Origin of the sequence: Corynebacterium mendelii (assembly GCF_017307055.1) — a bacterium.
Lineage (GTDB): Bacteria > Actinomycetota > Actinomycetes > Mycobacteriales > Mycobacteriaceae > Corynebacterium > Corynebacterium mendelii.
Genome location: NZ_JAFLEQ010000005.1, coordinates 1 through 20,219 on the forward strand (window position 1 = coordinate 1; position 20,219 = coordinate 20,219).

The window sequence follows — 20,219 nt, forward strand, 5'->3', positions numbered from 1 at the left end:
CCGGCACACGCCACACCCAGACAAACACAACAAACAATAACGCCATCAACAAACAGCCTAAAAAACCATTCATCTCAAACGCCAAACATTTGAAAAAAAGTACATTGGCACACTATCGAGTTCTCACACATCACGCGCCTCTGTCATACCACTTTGCAGTGGCTGTTTCAGCGACTTTTTCTAACTTACACCCACCGTCTGAATCATGTCAAACCGGAGTGTTTTCGGGACTGTTAGCGTCCCGGCGTTGTCGGCGGTTGTTGGCCGCCGCGCTTGCCCTGAAAAACTTAGCCATCTTGACTAGCGCTTGCAAATCGCCTGCATAGCGCGGTTTTTTCGAGTGTGTTTAACGTTTTGTTCACCGGTTGGGATCAACTGTGGGTTACTCCGGCACGACTCGCTGGGACCGAGACGGATGAAGGTTGGCGTAACCTCAAACGGTAGATGTAGCTAGCGTCACCAACGGTTTTATCGAGGAGCAGAAAATGAACAATGTCGCTTCCGGACTGGATCTCGGCGAGGGACTGCGGCTGGTGTTCAGGGCAGCCGCCGGCGGTGTCTTCATCATCACCACCCGGGCCGACGATGGTCGACCCGCCGGTTTCACCGCCTCATCGGTGGCGTCGGTGTGCCTTGAACCGCCGGTGGTCAGCTTCTCGGTAATGGCGGGGTCATCGTCGTGGCCGGTTCTTGAGGCCAATGGCTCGGCGATCATCCACACCCTCGGTGATCAGCAGGATGATCTGGCCCGCCAGTTTTCCCGCCGTGGTGTTGACCGTTTCGCCGGTGTCAACCACCGTGACCATCACGGGCTTCCGCTCATTGACGGAGTCAACGGTTGGATGCGCTGCCACATCAGGCAGGTCATTCCGGTGGGCCAGTCCCGGATGATTCTCGCCGAACTCGACGAGGTGGCTGCCAGTGACAGCCCGGCACTTCCGCTGGTCCATTCCGACCGGGCCTACTGGAAAGTCACCCGCATCAGCGACTGCTAGCCCACCGGCCCGGCCGATGGGAGGCCCCGGCACTTTCAGCCGGAGGCGACGGCGCGGTACAACACGGTTCCTAGTGACTGGGATCCACAGTGCCGACTACGCCGGCAATACGGATGTAGTCGGCGATATCGCGGGACAACGGGAAGGGGTTGTCGGAGCTTGCCGATGACAGGATCATCACGCCGACTGATTCACCGGGATCAACGACGGTGACGATCTCGCCGGGGGTTGCCCCGAGTTTTTCCAGGTGGCGCAGAATCGACGGATCGCCGTCACGGACCCGGACCAATTGGACGGATTCCCCTTTTTCGGCATCGGTCAGGGTGCGCACGATGGCCGGGGGAAGCGTGCCGTCGGCCGCGGGAATCGGGTCACCGTGGGGGTCACGGTCGGGGTGGCCGAGCACCGAATCAATGCGGCTGAGCATGCGGTCGGTCATGGCGTGTTCCAGAAGATCAGCGTCCTCATGAACCTCATCCCAGGTATAGCCGAGCATCTGCTGCAGAAAGGTTTCGGCCAACCGGTGGCGTCTGACCATCATCAGCGCCAGGCTGCGGCCCTCATCGGTGAGTTTGACCGAGCCGTACGGGGCATGGTCGACCAGTCCCTGGTTGGTCAGGCGCCGGATTTGATCGGACACACTGGACGGTTTCAGGTTCAAATGCCGCGCCATCTCCGAGGGAGCGACGGTTCCCCCCGACCATTCAGACAGTGTCCACAGTGCCTTCAGATAGTTCTGGGCACTGTCAGTCAAATCCTCTAACCTCATGGGTTTAAACATAGTGACCCATCAAACAAACCAACCACGCCGTCCCCGCACCGGTTCACCGGCCCGCCGGGCGCGCCGCCCTCACAACCGGCCGGCACACTGGGGTTACACGCTGTACCGGGGGCTGGACAATGGGGGTATTTGCGGGGGGACTATTTGTCGGTACACTGTGGAGCCATGAGCAACGACTACACGACCGACAAAGAAGCGGCAGCCATCAAACTCATCGATTTCGGTGAGCTGTGGTCCGGCCGTGCCGACGCAGTCGCCGGTGGCGACGAGATCGACGAGATTGACCGCCGGCAGTTCTTCACTGGTCTGTTGACCGCGTACAACGTGGACCCGGCCGATATGCAGAAAGCCACCGCCGAAGCCGAGTCCTACAATTCTTCCGGCCCTGCCAACGAACTGGATGTTTTGTGGCCCAAGCGCCTGGTGGGCCGGGCTGTGGAACCGGGCAGCGATCTGGTGGAAGCCCTCAACGCCACCCTCGTCGAGATCCCGGAGTCGGCGGACAACCCCTCGCTGGTGGTCGTCACCGACTTCCACCGGGTGTGCAAGCTGTCGCTGGCCGATGACTCGGAAACCGAAACCATCGACGTCGACAAGCTCCACGAGCATGCCGAGGACTTCATGGCCCTGGCTTTCATTGAACCCGAGGACGACGACGAAGACGACTAGCACCTGCCGGTGAGACAAACCACAGGCCGTGCCCCCGCCACCAGGTGGGGGCACGGCTTTTTTCACACCACCACTGTCTTTCACCGCAACCTGTCCCCGTCCGGAATCCACTTTCGGGCGGGGACAGCCTACGGTGCACTGCCCGGATTTTTTTCACCCGCAGGCGCACTGCGCCGGGTCAGCAGACCAGCACCAGAGAACAAACGGTGCGGGTTTTCGAGACGGCGCCACGCCGACACCGGTGCCCGGCTTGTTGGGCTTGTCGATGTAGCTGGAGATGTGGTCCACCAGCCCGGCGGCAAAAGATCACCATCGGGTGATCACCTTCAAAGTCGGCGGAGCATCGTTCACACCACCCCCCGTCGATCAGCTCAGCAACTTGCCGTGGCTGTCGGTAGTGCAGGGTGTCGGAAGAGATGGCCCGTGCGGGGCGGGACAGTCGCCGTGCCGGTGCGGTGTGTTGTTGAAAACGGCTGCCGGGACCACCTTTGTCGGGCGCAGGGTGCTCATCGGGGAGCCTCCGGGGGTTGACCATGGGGCTGCACCGTCAATACCTAATGGCGGACAGAAAGGTAATTATCGCCACAAACCGGCCCCACAGGTTCCTATAGTCCGGTGATTCGTTCTATGTTCACTGGGGACGATCCGGCCCTTGCACCGCCGCTCATCGTCCGGCTGCCCCTCCGGGAAAACAACCGGATTCCATCCCGGTGCGGATGGGCGTCGTCTTTATCCTCTTCATTGTTGTCGCACACGTTTTTCCTCCCACCCGAAAGGACCGGTGGCCCGCGGTGGCTGACACCCCGACGAAACCAGTTGACACTACAGTCCATCCCGTGGACCAGATTCCCAAACCCCATGTGCTCTGGCCGATGGCCTTCCAGCATGTGCTGGCCATGTACGCCGGGGCGGTGGCGGTGCCGCTGGTACTCGGCGGAGCCATGATCCAGGCCGGGCAGATGAAGCCATCCGATCTTCCCTACCTGATTACCGCCGACCTGCTGGTGGCCGGCATCGCCACGATTTTGCAGTGCGTGGGTTTTTTGCGCTTCGGTTCCCGCCTGCCGATTGTGCAGGGCTGCACCTTCACCGCGGTACCGCCGATGATCATCATCGGCACCAACTACGGCCCGGCGGCCATCTACGGCTCGGTATTGGCCTGCGGATTGTTCATGATGCTCATGGCACCGGTGTTCGCCCGCATCCTGTGGATGTTCCCGCCGCTTGTCACCGGCACCTTCATCACCATCGTCGGGCTGTCGCTGATCCCGGTGGCGGCGATGAACATTGCCGGCGGCAACGCCGAGGATGCCGGCAGCATGAGCAATATCGGCCTGGGCATGTTCACCCTGGTTGTGGTGCTGGTCGTTGAACGCTGGGCGCCGCCGGCCATTTCCCGGACCTCGGTATTGATCGGCCTGCTGGTCGGCACCATTGCCGGCGCACTTTTGGGCAAGGTCGATCTCAGCGGGGTGTCGGAGGAAAACTGGGTGGGCGTGGCCACCCCCTTCCACTTCGGACTGCCGGAATTTCCGCCCTCAGCGGTGATCGCCCTGGTGCTGGTGGGACTGGTCACCCTGGTGGAGGCCACCGGTGACTTCCTGGCCGCAGGCGAAATCGTCGGCAAAAAAGCCACCCCGAAACAGATTGCCGACGGGCTGCGGGCCGACGGTTTTTCCACCATGCTCGGCGGGGTGTTCAACACCTTCCCCTACACCGCTTTCGCCCAGAACATCGGGCTGTTGGCGATGAGCCGGGTACGGTCCCGGTTCGTGGTGGCCGGCTGCGGTTTGATTCTGATTGTGCTGGGTCTGCTGCCGAAGCTGGGGGCCGTGATTGCCGCGGTACCGACTCCGGTGCTCGGCGGGGCCACCGGCGCCCTGTTCGGCATGATTGCCGCCTCCGGGATCAAAACCCTGTCGAAGATCACCATGAACGAAAACTCGCTGATCGTCATCGCCGTGTCACTGACCGTCGGTCTGCTGCCGGTGATGTACCCGAGCTTGTTCGAGCAGTTCCCCGACTGGTTCACCACCATGTTCAACTCCGGTATCACCACCGGTGCGATCACTGCGGTCTGTTTGAACCTGTTCTTCTTCGGCGGCAAACATGTTCCGGCCAACTCCGGCAAACAGGCGGAACCCGACTACACCGACGCCAGCATGTACAAAAAAGACCGTGACGGCCTGGTCGCCGACGACGACTAGGTTTTCCCGCCCGGCAGACGAATCTGGTCCGGCGGCCGTCGCCCCACGGGGTGTGCGGCCGCCGGTTTTTTCTTCTCGTTCCCGGCCCGGTGTTGTTGCTTGTCCGCAGAGTGTGAGCTTTTCCAGCGTGCGGCGGGCCGGGGTGCATGCATCCTCCGGCAGGACCGATGCGCGCTGAAACGCACCGATGTTCGTTATAGTTCATGGCTGATACCGGGCATGCTTTTTTTAAAAAACAATTCCTTCGGTTCCTTCTTCTAAGGGCCGGGCCGGTGGACGAGATTAAACACCCAGTCAACGAACCCGAAAGGACCGTGAACACCCACGATCATGGCCGCCATTGATGAGCTTTTGACAGGCGCCACCGCCGACCTTGGTTTCCAGGAATCCTTCTACCAAGCCATGCACAAAAACCCGGAGCTGTCCGGCCAGGAAGCCGAGACCGCCGAGATGATCGCGCAGAAGCTGGCCGATTTCGACTGCACGGTCACCCGCGATATCGGCGGCCACGGTATGGTCGCCGTCTTCGACAACGGCCCCGGGCCGGTGGTGCTGATGCGGGCCGACTTCGACGGACTGCCGGTCAAAGAACAAACCGGGGCGCCGTTCGCCTCGAAGAAAGTGGTGAACGGCAAAGACGGCAACCCCACATTCGTCATGCACGCCTGCGGCCATGACATGCACACCACCGCGCTGCTGGGTGCGTGCGCCATCCTGGATTCACTGCGGGAGAACTGGTCGGGAACCTTCATCGCCCTATTCCAGCCCGCCGAGGAAGACTCCACCGGCGCCCAGGCGATGGTGGACGGGAAATTGGCGGCAATCATCCCCAAACCGGATGTGTGTCTCGGCCAGCATGTGGTCCCCGGTCCTTCCGGTCAGGTCATGACCATGCCGGGGGCGGCTCTGGCGGCCTGTGACTCGTTGACGATCACCATCCACGGCCGCAGCGCCCACGGCTCGATGCCGCACAACTCCATCGACCCGACGTTTATTGCCGCGATGATCGTCATCCGTTTGCAGGCGATCGTCGGCCGGGAGGTGTCCCCGGAGGATTTCGCCGTGGTGTCGGTGGGCACCCTGGAATCGGGGCATTCCAACAACACCATTCCCGGGGAAGCGAAACTGACCTTGAACTGCCGCTTCTACGATGAGGAGCTGAAAAAACGGGTCTACCGGTCCATTGAGCGGGTGGTGCGCGCCGAATGCCAGGCCTCCGGCTGCGAGAAAGAACCCGACTTCGAATGGTTCGCCCACGGGGAACTCACCAACAATGATCCGCAGGTGTTTTCCCGGGTGCGGGCCACCTTCGACAAAGTCTTCGGCGATGATTCAGTCACCGCCACACGCTGGACCGCCTCGGAAGATTTCCCGTTCATTCCGCTGGCATTCGGTGTCCCCTACCTGTTTTGGACTGTCGGAGTCACCCCGCGCACCCAATGGCACACCGCCGAAGCCCACGGGCGGCTGGACCGGGACATCCCGGTCAACCACATGGGAACCTTCCTGCCCAGCTACGTCCCCGGTATCCAGGCCTGCACCAAGGCTGCGGCCGCGGCGAGCCTGACGTATCTGGCCCACGGCCACTAGAGCAAAACACTCACCGGAAAAACACTCACCGCCCCGGCAGGCCCCCGTCCCAAAGCCGGTTGCAGCACGAACAGCCGACACGGCCGCGCCACCGCCGGTCCCACCCGGTGCCGGGACTGGTAGCGTGGCCAGTGGTGCACCGGCCGAAGCCGGACTCCGGGTGCACCACCGGCAGTGTTTTTTCTGTTTTGTCTTTAAAAAATCTCTCTGCCCGGCCGCGGCTTCCGCGGCCCGGTGGCCCGCCACCACAACCGTCCATGACCGTGCCCTTGTTAAGGAGGCCCCGTGCCGAAGCCGACCACCCGTTTTAAGGCTGCCGCTGTTGCCGCATCCACCCTGCTTGTTTTGTCCGGATGCGCCACCGGCACTGATGTCTATGAACGTACCGGCATCACCCCGGCGCTGGCCCCGGACACCGTCGGCGCAGCCGCCACCACCGAGACCACCGAGGAACCCTATGAGCTGCCGCTGGAGGACACCGACCGGGGGCAGACCGACGGCAAGGGTGCTGACAGCAACACCACCACCGTGACGGTGACGGCCACCGCGGTAGCCGTGATCCCCCAGTCGGCGATCAACGAGGCGATGAAGGGGCAGCTGCTGGTCCAGCAGGAGGCGCCCGTTTCCGCACCGGCGGAGGACACCAGCCCGGAGATCACCTGGTCGAAAGATCCGCAGGATGAAGTAGTTGGCGGCGCCACCGACAGCAAGGGCAAAAAATCCAAGCTGATCTCCATCCACGACACCCCGCCCTTCACCATCGCCGACGACGACGGGGAATGCCTGGATGAGGTGGCCGAATACCGGGAAAACAACAACCACCCGGTGGTGCACTACCGGGGTGTTCCCCGCGACGAGGTGACGGTGACCTACCTGCGTGAGGGCCGCAAGGCGGGCGAGAAAACCATCACCGTGAAAAAGGGCGTCACCGCCCTGGATATTGTCGACACCACCGTCAACAGCGACGCCGTCGACGATGTCGTCGTCACCGTCACCCGCGGTGACCGCCCGTCGCAAAGCTGTGTCATCGACGACTGACCGCGGCATGCCCCGGCGACGGCGACACCGCTGTAGCCGGGCAGGATGCGCTGCCGGCTGTCGGCCCCATCCCCCGGTGACGGGACGGGCCGGCAGCCGGTCTTCGTGTTGTCTGGGGCGGTGTGTCACAGGCACAGGGGCAGGAAAAAACCCGGGCCGGTCAACCGGCCCGGGCACTGGCGTGACCGGTCGGGTGGGGCTTGTCTTTTCCCCGCCCGGCGCACATCCACCGTTATCCGGTGGGGGTCACGCTAGGAGTTGTTCTTTTTCGATTTGCTGAAGCTTTTACCCTTCACCGGGCTGGGTCCTACCTTGGACTGCTCCAGCTTGGTGGCCCGCCGTGCTTTGGCCATCTGCTCACTGGAGGGTTTTGCGCCCCGGGCCGACTCGTCGGTGTCGGATTCGCCGGGGAATTTTTCCCCCAGACGGTGAACCCGGATCATATTGGTGTTTCCGGAATCTCCCGGCGGGGTGCCGGCCACCACGACCATCAGGTCTTCGTCGGTGTATTCCTCCATGTTGCGCAGCGCCTCATTGACCTGGCCCATCATCTCGTCGGTGTTGTCGACCTGCGGGCACAGGAAGGTTTCCGCACCCCAGGTCAACGCCAGCTGGCTGCGGACCTCCGGGTTGGGGGTGAACACCAGAAGCGGCAGCGAGCAGCGCAGGCGCGCCAGACGGCGGGCGGTGTCCCCGGAGGATGTGAAAGCCACCAGGGCGCGGGCGTTGAGACGCTCGGCGATATCGCGCGCCGAATAGGAGATCACGCCACGTTTGGTGCGCGGCACATGCGACAGCGGCGGAACCCCGCCCATCGATTCGGCGGTTTTGACGATGCGGGCCATGGTGCGCACCGTGGTGTGCGGCCATTTGCCGACCGAAATCTCACCCGAGAGCATCACCGCATCCGCGCCGTCGAGCACGGCGTTGGCCACGTCCGAGGCCTCGGCGCGGGTGGGCCGGGAGTTTTCGATCATCGAATCAAGCATCTGCGTTGCCACAATGACCGGCTTGGCGTTTTCACGGGCGATCTGGATGGCGCGTTTTTGCACCAGCGGAACATCTTCCAGCGGGACTTCCACGCCGAGGTCACCGCGGGCGACCATAATCGCGTCGAAAGCCAGGATGATCGACTCGAGGGCATCAATGGCCTCGGGCTTTTCCAGTTTCGCGATCACCGGCACCCGGCGGCCGACCTCGTCCATGACTTCGTGGACCAGGTCGATGTCCGACGGGGAGCGCACGAAGCTCAGGGCAATGAAATCAACACCGAGTTCCAGGGCGAAACGCAAATCCCGGATGTCTTTGTCGCTGAGTGCGGGAACAGAGATGTTCATCCCCGGCAGCGACACACCCTTGTTGTTGGAGACCGGACCACCTTCGGTGACCTCGCAGACAACGTCGTTGCCCTCGACTTTGGTGCACATCAAGCCGACTTTGCCGTCATCGACGAGCAGCCGGTCACCGGGACGGGCGTCTTTGGCCAGGCCCTTGTAGGTGGTGGACACCCGGTCGTGGGTGCCTTCGCACTCGTCGACGGTGATGCGGATTTCTTCCCCGGTCTCCCAGGTGGTCGGACCGTCCTTGAAACGGCCGAGACGGATCTTCGGTCCCTGCAGGTCGGCGAGAATACCGACGGCGTGGCCGGTCTCGTCGGTGGCTTCACGCACCCACTTGTAGTTTTGTTCATGGTCGGGGTAGTCGCCGTGGGAGAAGTTCAGGCGGGCCACGTCCATGCCGGATTCAACCAGCTCGACAATGGCGTCCTTGGAGGCCACGGCAGGCCCGAGAGTACATACGATCTTGGTTCTTCTATCCACGTGGCCCAATCTAGCCCGGTAACGGCTGTTTGTGCCACGTCACCGCAGCGCCGGGACCACCTGGCACCGGCTGTTTACCTGCCCGACACCCGACAATCCGCCGCCGAAGCCCACTTGAACAGGCACAATCAAAAATAATCGGGCACGAAACGGGAGATCCTTCACGTCCGATACGCAAGGTTGCTTTTGGTCACACTTCCCGGTCCCCGGCACGCCCAGCCGTGATCGACAGCCTGCCGGGCAGCTGCGGCAACGGCGGCGGCGGGTTTTACGGCCCCGGCGGTGTGGGGGAGGCAGCTGTGGTGCCACCGGAGGTGCCGTTCGGGGTGGTGGCGGGTGCGCTGCCGGTCCGGGTGGCGCGGGCGGCCTCGAGGCGGGCACGGACTTCCGGCGGGGTGACCTCGTCGGGTTGTTCCCGGCCTTTTTTCAGCAGCATGAACAGGGCGCATCCGGCAATGACCAGGATGGTGGAGGTGATGGTGTTGATCCTCAGCCCCATGACATGGGTGGCCGGATCGGCCCGCATCAGCTCCACCCAGAACCGTCCCACCCCGTACAGCGCCACATACAGGGCGAATACTCTGCCGTGGCCGAGGGTGAAACGTTTGTCGACGAGGATCAGTACCGCGCAGACACAGATGTTCCACACCAGTTCGTAGAGGAATGTCGGGTGCACCACCGCGATGACCTGCCCGGTGGAGTGGCCGTACATCTGGGACAGCTGCCCGTCGGCGGTGATGCGCTGATAGATTTCCAGCCCCCACGGCACGGTTGTCTCCCGCCCGTAGAGTTCCTGGTTGAACCAGTTGCCCAGCCGGCCGATACCCTGCGCGAGAATAATCGCCGGGGCGGCGGCATCCGCCAGCGGTGCCAGCGGAAGGTTGCGCACCCGCATCATGATCCACACGCACAGCACACCAAGGGCCACCGCACCCATAATGCCCAGGCCACCGTTGGTGACTTTGAACGCGTCGACCGGGTGGCAGGTGTCGCAGAAATATTTCTGGTGGTCGGTGGCGACATGGTAGGCCCGCCCGCCGACAATGCCGGCCGGGACGGCAATGATCACCGCATCCATGACGATCTCGGGCATGCCGCCACGGGCGGCGTAGCGGGCACGGGTGACAAATGCCGCGGCGATCACCCCGGTGATGATGCACAGGGCGTAGGCCCGCAGGGGCACCGGGCCTATATGCCACACGCCCTGCGGCGGGGAGGGGATCATGGCCAGAAAAGTTGTTGTCATCGCATCTCACACACCCGGCGGGTGTTGGGGGTTTCGGAAAAAACTGAACAGGTACATCACCGCCCAACCGGCCGGTGGTTGCCCTTTTACCAACAAAGGGCGCTTGCGCCCAAAGACGCAAGCAGCGCCGGCTGACCGCGGAAGAAAAAACACACCTGCCACCGCCCTGCGGTGGGTACGGGGAGCCCGGCGCGGGGACACCGGTAGGAGCCGGTGTGTCCGGTCAAGTATGCCGCACCGTGGTGCCCGCGCACCCCACCACCCACCGGTTGCGGCGGGTGGTGACGACACCGGCAGTATTTTCCCGGTCGGCCGGGTCCGGCAAAACCTTGCCAAAGGTGGGCGGTGGCGGGTGGCCGGCGGGAACAACCACGGTGGTAAACCGGCGTGCCGGGCCGTGGGCAGCGCTCACCGGGGGTGGGACATCACTGTTCGGGGGGTGTGGTCTCCCACCGGTGCCCGGCCATGGTGGTCTGTCGTCCCCGGCGAAAGTCAACAGGGGCGGTTGTCCTAGCGGGCGGTCGGGCAGGCCGGGTGCAGTCCGGCGGCAACCAGGGTGCGGCACAATCTCGCCGGTTCGTCGCTGGTGACCAGATTTTCACCGATGACAACCGCGTCCGCCCCCGATCCGGCGTAGGCCATCAGATCGGCGGTGGTCCGCACCCCGGATAGGGCGATTTTGATGGTTCCCTGCGGCAGGCCGGGGGCGATTTCGCCGAAAATACCGCGGTTGACGGTCATGGTGCGCAGATTCCTGGCGTTGACCCCGATCACCCGGGCACCGGCACCAATGGCCCGGGAGGCTTCCTCCGGGGTCTGGATTTCCACCAGGGCGGTCATGCCCAGCTGCTGGATTCTTTCCACCAGCCCGGCCAGCCGGTTGTCGTCCAGGGCGGCCACCAAAAGCGGCACCATATCGGCCCCGTAGTAGCGGGCCTCATGGATCTGGTAGGGGTCGACAATAAAGTCGCGGCACATCACCGGCACATCCACTGCCTGGCGGACCCGGCGGATATCTTCCAGGGAGCCGTTGAAGCGGCGGCGTTCTGTCTGGCAGCCGATCATCCGTGCCCCGCCGGCGACGAATTCGGCGGCCAGTTTCTCCGGGGCGTCGATCGGCGCGATGGCCCCCTTGCAGGGCGTGGCGCGTTTGATCTCGGCGATCACCCCGCACCCGGGGGCGCGCAGCGCCGCGATCGCATCCCGCGGGGCGGGCGCGTCATAGCTTTTTGCCTTGATCTCACGGAAAGGCACGCGCGCGGCCCGCTGGGCCACATCCTCGATGACTCCGGCAATGATCTCGTCGAAGACGGTGCCCGTGTGGTCCAATCCGGCGCGCGGCCGCGGGAAAGCAGACGTATGTCTCATCGACCAACAGATTAACGGCCCAGTGCTGCCCCGGTGAAATCGGCCCCCCGCTTTGTCGCTGGCGCTAGGCCTGCCGACCGGGGGTGGGGCCGGTGGTATCGGCGCCGTCGGTGGTGTCGGTGGGGTCGATGCCGTTATCGAGGGCGTCCCAGAGAACACGCTCCGATTCCGGCGCCCGGGACAAATCCTCCTCCAGGTTGTCCCGCCGGGTGGCCGCAGCGTCAAAGCGGGTACTGGCCGGGCTGGCGTGGCCCGGGCGCACAGCGACAACAAGCCCTGCCACCACTGCCAGCAGCAGGGCGGCTAGAGCCAGCAGCGGCCCCTGGACCTGCAGGCTCACCCCGGTGATGTCCGCCCACTGTGTCAGCCCCGTCGGCGAAGTCGATTTCTGGGTGGCAGCGCCGGTGACCAGCAGCTGCCGGGCGCGTTCAGTATCGACCGGGGAGGTCATCAGCGCGGCGGGACGGATTCCGGCGAGCACCGCCGCAGCCACTGTCACCAGCGCAATCAGCTGCTGGGACACTCCCCGCAGCACCAGCACGGCAACCACCGCGGCGGCGAGAACAATGGCGACAATGGTTGTTTCCGTCGCCCAGGTCGCGCCGTCAATGCTGCGGGTCAGTGCCCCGAGTTTGTCGTCGTCGGCTGTCACCCCCACCCAGCTCATCCTGCTCGAAACCCACAGGCCCGCCGCAGCGACCGCCAGCAGAGACGACGAGAGCACGGTGGGACGGTGTCTGGGTGCGGCGGCCACGCCGATCACGCTCCTTGGGGCGGGGGTTGGAAAAAACAAGGGGAAAAATAATCTTCCCCCCGGAAAAAAGCTCCCGGGAATGGGGTGGGAAACACCACAGGTTGTCGCCCACCGGGCCTAGTGTCCCACAGGGCACATCCCAGACAGGGCAACTATCCCCCCGCAGTCACTGTGGGCGCGGGGGCGGCGGTGTCCGTGGGACCGTGGTGTCTGTGGGGACAGTGAAACGGCGATGGCTGTCTAGTCCCGGCCGGCCGCGGGGGTGCCGGGCGGTGGCAGCAGTGACAGGGAATCGAAACAGGACTGCGCCCCGGTGTGGCAGGCGCCGCCGGTCTGGTTGACCGTCAGCAGCACGGTATCACCGTCACAGTCCAGTTCGGCGGAGACAACCTGCTGCACATGGCCGCTGGTGGCGCCCTTGATCCAGTACTCTTTGCGGGATCTGGACCAGTAGGTGCCCCGCCGGGTGGCCAGGGTGTAGGCCAGCGCCCGGTCATTCATCCACGCCATCATCAGCACCCGGCCGGTGGTGGCGTCCTGCACCACCGCCGGGACCAGTCCGTCGGCGTTGAAACTGACGCGGTTTTTAATCCCCGCATCAAGAACCGCGTCCTCCGGCCGGCCGGCCGGGGGGGTGTGGCTGGTAGTCATCGGCGCACCTCGTATCCGGCCCCGGCGATAGCGTCTTTGACCTCTGCTATGGACACTTCACCGAAGTGGAAGATACTGGCGGCCAGCACCGCGTCGGCACCGGCGTCAATGGCCGGCGGGAAATCGGCGGGGGCGCCCGCTCCCCCGGAGGCGATCACCGGCACGGTGACCCGGGTGCGGATTTTTTCCAGCAGCTCAAGATCAAAACCCTGCTTGGTGCCGTCGGCATCCATGGAGTTGAGCAGAATCTCCCCCACTCCCAGCCGCTGGCCTTCCGCAGCCCACCACAAAGCATCGATTCCGGCGGAACGCCTACCGCCGTGGGTGGTGACCTCGAAACCGGAGGGCTGCGGTTTCTCCCCGGCGGGCACCCGGCGGGCATCGACCGAGAGCACGATGCACTGGCTGCCGAAACGGTTGGCCATCTCGGCGAGAATCTGCGGGTTGGCGATCGCGGCGGTGTTGACCGACACTTTGTCCGCACCGGCCCGCAGCAGCTGGTCGACATCGTCGCAGGTACGCACCCCGCCGCCGACAGTCAGCGGAATAAACACCTCACCTGCGGTGGCATGCACCACATCAAGCATGGTGCCCCGCCCCGACGAGGAGGCTGTCACGTCCAGAAACGTCAGCTCGTCGGCGCCTTCCCGGTCGTAGCGGGCGGCCAGCTCCACCGGGTCCCCGGCGTCTTTGAGTCCTTGAAAGTTGACCCCTTTGACCACCCGGCCATCATCAACGTCCAGGCAGGGGATGACACGTACCGCGACAGCCACTTCAGATCACTCATTTCTGTAAAAAAATTTCCGGCGAACCCGTATCTTCGACGTCTCCGAACGGTCAGCCATGGGCGAGACACCGGGGAAACCCTCCCCGGTGTCCGGCACAGTCCACCCGGGCGCAAACCCTGTCCCGGCCCGGCGCCCGACGGCGACTGTGCGATCACCGGTTCATGTTAGCCGACAGCGCCACAGCTGACGGGGATGCGTCGTCTCCCCCGGGCGCCAGCCCACGGCGGATACGGCCGATAAATTGTGCGTGGCCGGTCCCCGGCTCCAGAGGATCCGGTCGGCACCCCCACTGGCCTGCACGCATGAGCCTGCTGCGGGCACGGCGAAGCCCGGCTGCCGGTGGACTAGTGGCGCAGTGTGGCTTGGTTTTCACACTTCGTACCGTTGCCGTGTCTCCTTGGCCAAGGAGGAGCGTCAGTCACCTGGCGAACCGGGCACTGCTGATTCTATCGGTAATACGGCTGTGAAGCAGCGGGTTTCCCGCAACCACCCCCATGGCGTGCGGTGTCCACGGCCGGCCCAGCAGATCGGTGACCGCCAGCCCCGCGCTGCGGGCCAGCAGAACACCGGCGGCGTTGTCCCACACATGCGGGCTGAAGGTGACGGCGGCACCGAAAATACCGGCAGCGGTGAAAGCCAGATCAAGGCCGACGGAACCGGTGACCCGCAGCGACGGGTGGTCAGCGGCCAGTTCCCCCAGAATCCGCTGCCGCTCCCCGGTCGACAGGGCCGCATCATCCGGCGACACAATGGAGCCGAAACCGACAGTCGGGGTGATGGTGGTGGTGGTGGTGGCCGGTGGGCCGAGCGGCACGCTGTTGTCGGTCACGGGTCCGCCGGCAACGGCGGTCCAGGTGTGGCCGAGTGCCGGGGCCGCCACCACCGCAACCACCGGTTGGCCCCGGTGAAGCAGACTGACCAGGGTGGCGCACATGGGATTTCCGGCGGCGAAGTTGCTGGTGCCGTCGATCGGGTCGACCACCCACACCGGGCCGGTGTCCACCGTCCCGCCGGTTTCCTCACCGAAGACCGGCCAGCCGGTGGCTGATGCAAGGCGGGTACGCAAGGTGCGTTCGATGGCCAGATCGACTTCGGTGACAATGCCGCCGCCGGCTTTCATCCGGCCCAGGGCGGTACCCAGCCCGTCCATGAACAGCCCCGCCACCCCGGCGACCGCGTCAGCGGCCGCCGCCAGCGCCCGGTCGAGCTGCTCTTGTCCGCCGATTCCGTCCATGCCGTGTGCCACCGCCCTTGCCGGATATGCCGCCGATTTCTTCCCGCCACCAGCCTACCGCCACAGGTGCTGTCGACCGGTGTTGCCAAGGAGGCAGGACGCCGCTACCTGCCTTCGACCGCGGCCAGGGCCTCGGGCAGGGTGAAACGGTTTTCGTAGAGCGCTTTGCCGACAATGACCGAATCAATGCCTTCCCCGCTGTAGGCGGCAAGGGCGGTGACATCGTCGAGTACGGCCACTCCCCCGGAGGCTGTCACCGGCGCGTCGGTGGCGGCGGCGACATCCCGCAAAAGCTCGATATTGGGGCCTTCCAGGGTGCCGTCACGGCCCACATCGGTGACCACCAGCCGGGACACCCCCGCCTGGTCGAGGCGCTCCAGGACCTCCCACACATCCCCGCCATCGGTGGTCCAGCCGTTGCCGCGGGCTCGCCACACCCCGTCGATGAGTTTCACATCCAGGCCGATGGCAACCTTGTCGCCCCACTCGCCGATGATTTTTTCCGTCCAGGCGGGATTGGTCAGGGCGGCTGTGCCGATATTGACTCTCGCCGCCCCGCTGTCCAGGGCGCGCCGCAATGAGTCATCGTCCCGGATACCACCGGTCAGCTCGACGTTCAGATCCAGTTCCGCGACAATGCCCGCCATCAGCTCATGGTTGGATCCGCGGCCGAAAGCAGCATCCAGGTCAACAAAATGCAGCCACTCGGCGCCCTGGTCCTGCCAGGCGCGGGCCGCATCCAGCGGGGTGCCGTAGGTTTTTTCGCTGCCGGCCTCACCTTTGGTCAGGCGCACCGCCTGTCCGTTGACGACATCGACTGCCGGAAGAATCGTGAAAGTCATGGTCACTGATTTTAGCGCAGACCCCACCGGTGCCACGGCGGTTGCCCGCGCCACGGTCGCCGCACAGCGGCCGGCCTGTGTTAGCGGCTGAGGGTATCGACCCAGTTGCGCAGCAGCTTCGCGCCGGTGTCGCCGGATTTTTCCGGATGGAACTGGGTGGCCCACAGTGCCCCGTTGTCGATGGCGGCGATAAAACGGTCGCCGCCGTGGGTGGCCCACGCCACCTGCGGGGCGGCGGTGTCGGCCTGGTGGTCGAATTCCCATTCCCGCACCCCGTAGGAGTGCACGAAATAGAAGCGTTCCCGTGGGTCTATTCCGGTGAACATCACACTGTGGTCCGGCTGGTCGACCGTGTTCCAGCCCATGTGCGGCAGCCGGGCACAGTCCAGTTGCTCCACCATGCCGGGCCATTGGCCGCAGCCCTCGGCGTAGTCGCCGTGCTCGTTTCCGGCGTCGAAGAGAATCTGCATGCCGACGCAGATCCCCAGCACCGGCCGGCCGCCGGCCAGCCGCTGGCCGATCATGCGGTCACCGTTGATGGCTTTCAGCTGCCGCATACAGGCGGCGAAAGCACCGACACCGGGAACCACCAGGCCGTCGGCGTCGAGCACCTGATCGGGATCCCGGGTCACCGTCACCCGCGCCCCGGTGCGTTCCAGCGCCCGGTGCGCCGAGCGCAGATTACCGGAACCGTAGTCGAGCAAAGCCACTGAACAGGTCATGGATGATCATCCTACAAAACCGGCCCGCACCGTCGGCTACCCGGCGGGCGTGAGCGGGCGCGGCACCGCCGGATCCGGCGGCGGGGCGGCCAACCATCCGGCCACCGGATTGCCCGGGCGTGCCGCCCGGCTGAAATCCAGGGCCACCAGACCATCCAGTGTCAGCGGGGTATGGGTGAGATAGTGCCGCAGCAGCCCGGCGGTGGCCACCGCATCATTGACCGCCGCATGGTGGCGCGGGTTGTCGATGCCGATGTAGCTGATGCAGGCGGTCAGCGAATGCCGCTTGCGGGGCCACAATTTCCGGGAATAGTCCAGGGTGCACAGCGACCACGGCTGGTCGGGAAGCCGCACATTGTCCCGCAGGTAGGCGGCGGACAAAAACGCCCGGTCGAACGCGGCGTTGTGCATCACCGCGATCCTGCCGTTGAGAAGATGCGCCACAAAACCCGCGACCTCGCTGAAACAGGGGGCGTGGGCCACAAAAGCGTCGGTGATGCCGTGGATGTCGCTGTTGCCGATGGCAATACCCGGGTTGATCAGGCTGTGCCAGGTTTTTTCCACCCGCCCCGCGGCATCGGTGATCGCGCAGCCGATCTCGATGATGCGGTCGGTGGCGGCATCCAGGCCGGTGGTTTCCACATCCACCACGGCGAAACCGGCCGCGGGAATTTCTCTGGCAGTCACGGCGCTCACACACTCCTCGGGAAAAAAGTTACAACGTCGGTGCCATCCGGGACCACCGATCGGGACGGGACGCATGAGACAGTGTGCCGGTGCCATGCAGGGACAGCGTCACGCAGGTTTGCCTTCCGCTCAGTTGGCCGCGGCGTCGTCGTCGGCCAGCTGCTGGCGGGCGAATTTTTTCTCCACCCGCCCCGAGCGGCCGGCCGCCCGGCGGGCGGCGTCGCGCTGCGGGCGCAGCAGACCGGAGCCTGATTTCTGGGTGTTTTTGCGCTGCCGTTTTTCCTGTTTTTTCGCCCGTTTGCGTTCCAGCGCCGCCTGCTTGGAGCGGGCTTTCTGTGCCCGGCGTTCCTCCGCCGACATCTGTTGCGGGCCGGCGCTGTCCTGCCCGCCGGAAACATCGAGGGTGGTCAGTTTTGCGCGGCCCACCGGCAGATGCGGCCGGGGGGCTTTTTTCGCCAGGTTTTCCGCGGCATGCACCGGTTTCATCGACACCCGGGCGGCGGCCTTGGCACCGTGGTAGGTCTTGCGGGCCACCGGGATACGCCTGAGCGTCGCCCGGGTGTTGTTGCGTTCGGCGATCCGGTGCCGGCCGATGGCTTTATCGGCCCACACCACCAGCAGACCGAAAGCGATGATTCCCGCCGCGGTACCGAAAGCACCCGAGTAGGCGGCTGCCCCGGCGACCACACCCAACAGCACCGCGCCCACACCGGTGCCGCCGTCGTAGGCCATGTTCCACAGGGCGGAAGCATCGGTGACCCGACTGCGCGGCAGACGGGCGAACATCATCAGCAGCGCTTCGTTTTGGGCGGCGCCGAAACCGGCACCGAACAGCACCGCGGCAACCAGCAGCAGCCACGGCGACCAGCCGGCGAACAGCACCAGGGTGGTCCAGGCCAGGGCCGCGACACCGCACGCCATGGCCGGGAGAGTGGTTTTCCCGGCTTCACCGGCCCGGTCGGCGACAAGCCCGGCGGCATAGCGGCAGATCATCTGGGAACCGGCGGCCACCCCCAACACCAGCCCGGAGATCACCGCCCCGTCCGCCGGGGAGATGTCTTTGATGGCGGCCGGCAGAAAAGAACTGACCGCGCCGTAGCCCATGGCGAAAGTACCGACGGTAATCGCCGGCACGGTGATCAGTTTCCAGGTTGCCACCGGCGGCAGGCCACCGGCCCCGGCGGCCGACGGATCCGCTTTCGGCGCCGGGGAGACTTTCGGCAGGGACCAGCACACACCTGTGGCGGCCACCGCAATCACCGTCGCCAGAATGTAGGTGACGGTAAAGGAGACGTTTTCGGCCAGATACAGCCCGATCGGCAGCACAATCATCTGCACCAGGCCGATGGTGAATCCCAGCATGCCGGAAGCTTTCCCGAGAAATTTCGGCTCCACCAGCTCGGCGATCAGCGCGGCCTGGGCGACACAGATCGCGCCGAAACCGATACCGCGCACCGCCGAAATCACCAGCACCGGAACCGTCGCCACCGACACCGCGTACAAAAAGCTGGGGAAACCCAGCACAAACGCCGACGCCATCATGACGTTGATGTAGCCGAAACGCCTGACCAGGCCCGGGGTGAACCACTGGGTGATGACGGTGGCGGCCATGAAAGCCGCGGTGGTGCCACCGGCCAGGGTGTCCGAGCCACCGGCGGTGATCACCGCCAGCGGAACCACCGGCAGAAGCAGCGACCAGCTGCCGAAGGCGGAAGCCACCGCGAACAGGGTTTTCACCAGCCCGGGGGTGGCCCACACCGACTGGTCTGCTGAACGTTTTTTAAAAGCCACGGGAAACCGCCCCCTTAATGGGATCAAAAAGAAAAACTCTCGGATTGGAACAATGTGCAACGCCCGGCCCGGGGCCGGGCTAGGTCATCTCACCGATCAACCAGTTCAGGGCAATCCCGCAGGCCACCACCGCCAGCGCGGCGGTGATCACCGTCCACAGCCGGTTGCGGGCCTGCCAGGCCGCCCAGGCGCCGCCGACCAGAAAACCGGCGACGATGAACAACAGATAGATCAGCCAGTTATCCGAACCGTCGGCTTCACCGCGGGCGGCGACAAGCCCTGCGGCAACAACGAGATCGGCCGCCTGTGCCGCGACCACTTACAGCACCCCTTTGGTGGAGGGCACCCCGGCCACCCGCGGATCGGATTCGGTGGCCTGCCGCAGCGCCCGGGCAACCGCCTTGTATTCGGCTTCGGTGATGTGGTGCGGGTCGCGGCCGTAGTGGACGATCAGGTGCAGGGCGATCTGGGAGTGGAAGGCGAAGGACTCGAAAAAATGCCGGTTGATCACGGTGGCGTAGTGCCCGCCGATGATCATCGTGTCCATCGATTCCGGTTCCCCGCGGTGAACGAAATAGGGCCTGCCGGAAACATCGACGACCGCTTCGGCCAGTGTTTCATCCATCGGCAGCTGGCAGGAACCGAAACGGCGGATGCCTTTTTTGTCCCCCAGGGCCTGCCGGAACGCCTGCCCGAGCACAATGGCGGTGTCTTCGACGGTGTGGTGGGCGTCCACCGGGGTGTCGCCGTCGGCGTGCACGGTCAGCCCGAAGCAGCCGTGGGTGCCGAATGCGGTGAGCATGTGGTCGAAAAACGGCAGACCGGTGTCGATGTCAACCGTGCCGTCGCCGTCCAGGTCAATGGTGACGGAAATATCCGATTCTTTGGTGGCACGGTGGATGTGGCCGGTTCGGTGGCCGGTGGTCGGGGAAGGCTGAGTCATGGGTTTAAATCGGGGCTTTCGCTGGCTGTGGGTCAATGGACAGGAAGGAGAAAAAAGCATGCGTGCGGGCAACCGGGCGGACAACGCCGCTGC

Annotated in this window: 19 protein-coding genes; 5 read left to right on the plus strand and 14 right to left on the minus strand. The window is 64.7% G+C overall.

Features of this window, described 5'->3' with window-relative positions; all coding sequences use genetic code 11:
- The first annotated feature begins 485 nt into the window (after positions 1-485).
- The gene (locus tag JZY06_RS02980) at positions 486-995 is read left to right on the plus strand and encodes a flavin reductase family protein (RefSeq protein ID WP_207118339.1); all 510 of its coding nucleotides are present in this window, start codon (positions 486-488) and stop codon (positions 993-995) included.
- Positions 996-1,065: 70 nt separating this feature from the next.
- Here the strand turns inward: JZY06_RS02980 and JZY06_RS02985 are convergent, their stop codons facing one another.
- On the minus strand, positions 1,066-1,764 hold the full coding sequence (locus JZY06_RS02985) for a metal-dependent transcriptional regulator (protein ID WP_207118340.1): 699 nt from the start codon (positions 1,762-1,764) through the stop codon (positions 1,066-1,068).
- Between the two features lie 177 nt (positions 1,765-1,941).
- Between JZY06_RS02985 and JZY06_RS02990 the strand changes: the two genes are divergently transcribed.
- The 4 genes from JZY06_RS02990 to JZY06_RS03005 all read left to right on the plus strand — a co-directional run bounded on the left by JZY06_RS02990 (position 1,942) and on the right by JZY06_RS03005 (position 7,280).
- Positions 1,942-2,445 carry a type IIL restriction-modification enzyme MmeI gene (locus JZY06_RS02990; protein WP_207118341.1) on the plus strand — a complete coding sequence of 168 codons (504 nt, stop codon included), beginning with the start codon at positions 1,942-1,944 and terminating at the stop codon, positions 2,443-2,445.
- An 836-nt stretch (positions 2,446-3,281) separates the two neighbouring features.
- Positions 3,282-4,652 carry a nucleobase:cation symporter-2 family protein gene (locus JZY06_RS02995; RefSeq protein ID WP_207118342.1) on the plus strand — a complete coding sequence of 457 codons (1,371 nt, stop codon included), beginning with the start codon at positions 3,282-3,284 and terminating at the stop codon, positions 4,650-4,652.
- Positions 4,653-4,982: 330 nt separating this feature from the next.
- Entirely contained in the window at positions 4,983-6,242 is a 1,260-nt protein-coding gene (locus JZY06_RS03000; protein WP_207118343.1) for an amidohydrolase, read from the plus strand.
- A 285-nt stretch (positions 6,243-6,527) separates the two neighbouring features.
- Positions 6,528-7,280: a hypothetical protein gene (locus JZY06_RS03005; RefSeq protein WP_207118344.1), complete on the plus strand. Its 753-nt coding sequence runs from the start codon at positions 6,528-6,530 to the stop codon at positions 7,278-7,280.
- A 251-nt stretch (positions 7,281-7,531) separates the two neighbouring features.
- Here JZY06_RS03005 and pyk read toward each other — a convergent pair whose 3' ends face one another.
- From pyk to hisB, 13 genes are all read right to left on the minus strand, one after another.
- On the minus strand, positions 7,532-9,100 hold the full coding sequence (gene pyk / locus JZY06_RS03010) for a pyruvate kinase (protein WP_207118345.1): 1,569 nt from the start codon (positions 9,098-9,100) through the stop codon (positions 7,532-7,534).
- Between the two features lie 268 nt (positions 9,101-9,368).
- Entirely contained in the window at positions 9,369-10,346 is a 978-nt protein-coding gene (gene lgt, locus JZY06_RS03015; RefSeq protein WP_207118346.1) for a prolipoprotein diacylglyceryl transferase, read from the minus strand.
- Between the two features lie 510 nt (positions 10,347-10,856).
- Entirely contained in the window at positions 10,857-11,714 is an 858-nt protein-coding gene (trpC, locus tag JZY06_RS03020) for an indole-3-glycerol phosphate synthase TrpC (RefSeq protein WP_207118347.1), read from the minus strand.
- Positions 11,715-11,778: 64 nt separating this feature from the next.
- Complete coding sequence (locus JZY06_RS03025) at positions 11,779-12,468, minus strand: TIGR02234 family membrane protein (RefSeq protein WP_207118348.1); 690 nt, start codon at positions 12,466-12,468, stop codon at positions 11,779-11,781.
- A gap of 240 nt (positions 12,469-12,708) precedes the next feature.
- Positions 12,709-13,119 carry a phosphoribosyl-AMP cyclohydrolase gene (gene hisI / locus JZY06_RS03030; RefSeq protein WP_207118349.1) on the minus strand — a complete coding sequence of 137 codons (411 nt, stop codon included), beginning with the start codon at positions 13,117-13,119 and terminating at the stop codon, positions 12,709-12,711.
- The gene (gene hisF / locus JZY06_RS03035; protein WP_207118350.1) at positions 13,116-13,892 is read right to left on the minus strand and encodes an imidazole glycerol phosphate synthase subunit HisF; all 777 of its coding nucleotides are present in this window, start codon (positions 13,890-13,892) and stop codon (positions 13,116-13,118) included. Before hisF ends, hisI begins: the two co-directional genes overlap by 4 nt.
- A gap of 433 nt (positions 13,893-14,325) precedes the next feature.
- The gene (locus JZY06_RS03040; RefSeq protein ID WP_207118351.1) at positions 14,326-15,141 is read right to left on the minus strand and encodes an inositol monophosphatase family protein; all 816 of its coding nucleotides are present in this window, start codon (positions 15,139-15,141) and stop codon (positions 14,326-14,328) included.
- A gap of 104 nt (positions 15,142-15,245) precedes the next feature.
- The gene (gene priA, locus JZY06_RS03045; protein ID WP_207118352.1) at positions 15,246-15,983 is read right to left on the minus strand and encodes a bifunctional 1-(5-phosphoribosyl)-5-((5-phosphoribosylamino)methylideneamino)imidazole-4-carboxamide isomerase/phosphoribosylanthranilate isomerase PriA; all 738 of its coding nucleotides are present in this window, start codon (positions 15,981-15,983) and stop codon (positions 15,246-15,248) included.
- 80 nt (positions 15,984-16,063) lie between these two features.
- Positions 16,064-16,705, minus strand: coding sequence for an imidazole glycerol phosphate synthase subunit HisH (hisH, locus tag JZY06_RS03050; protein WP_207118353.1), 642 nt, complete (start codon positions 16,703-16,705; stop codon positions 16,064-16,066).
- 36 nt (positions 16,706-16,741) lie between these two features.
- Positions 16,742-17,392 (minus strand): 3'-5' exonuclease, encoded by a 651-nt coding sequence (locus JZY06_RS03055; protein WP_207118354.1) that lies wholly within the window; start codon positions 17,390-17,392, stop codon positions 16,742-16,744.
- A gap of 129 nt (positions 17,393-17,521) precedes the next feature.
- A complete protein-coding gene (locus JZY06_RS03060; RefSeq protein ID WP_330617059.1) occupies positions 17,522-19,183 on the minus strand; it encodes an MFS transporter in 1,662 nt (553 codons plus the stop codon).
- A gap of 79 nt (positions 19,184-19,262) precedes the next feature.
- On the minus strand, positions 19,263-19,502 hold the full coding sequence (locus JZY06_RS03065; RefSeq protein ID WP_207118414.1) for a hypothetical protein: 240 nt from the start codon (positions 19,500-19,502) through the stop codon (positions 19,263-19,265).
- Positions 19,503-20,126: an imidazoleglycerol-phosphate dehydratase HisB gene (hisB, locus tag JZY06_RS03070; RefSeq protein ID WP_207118355.1), complete on the minus strand. Its 624-nt coding sequence runs from the start codon at positions 20,124-20,126 to the stop codon at positions 19,503-19,505.
- Positions 20,127-20,219 lie beyond the last annotated feature (93 nt).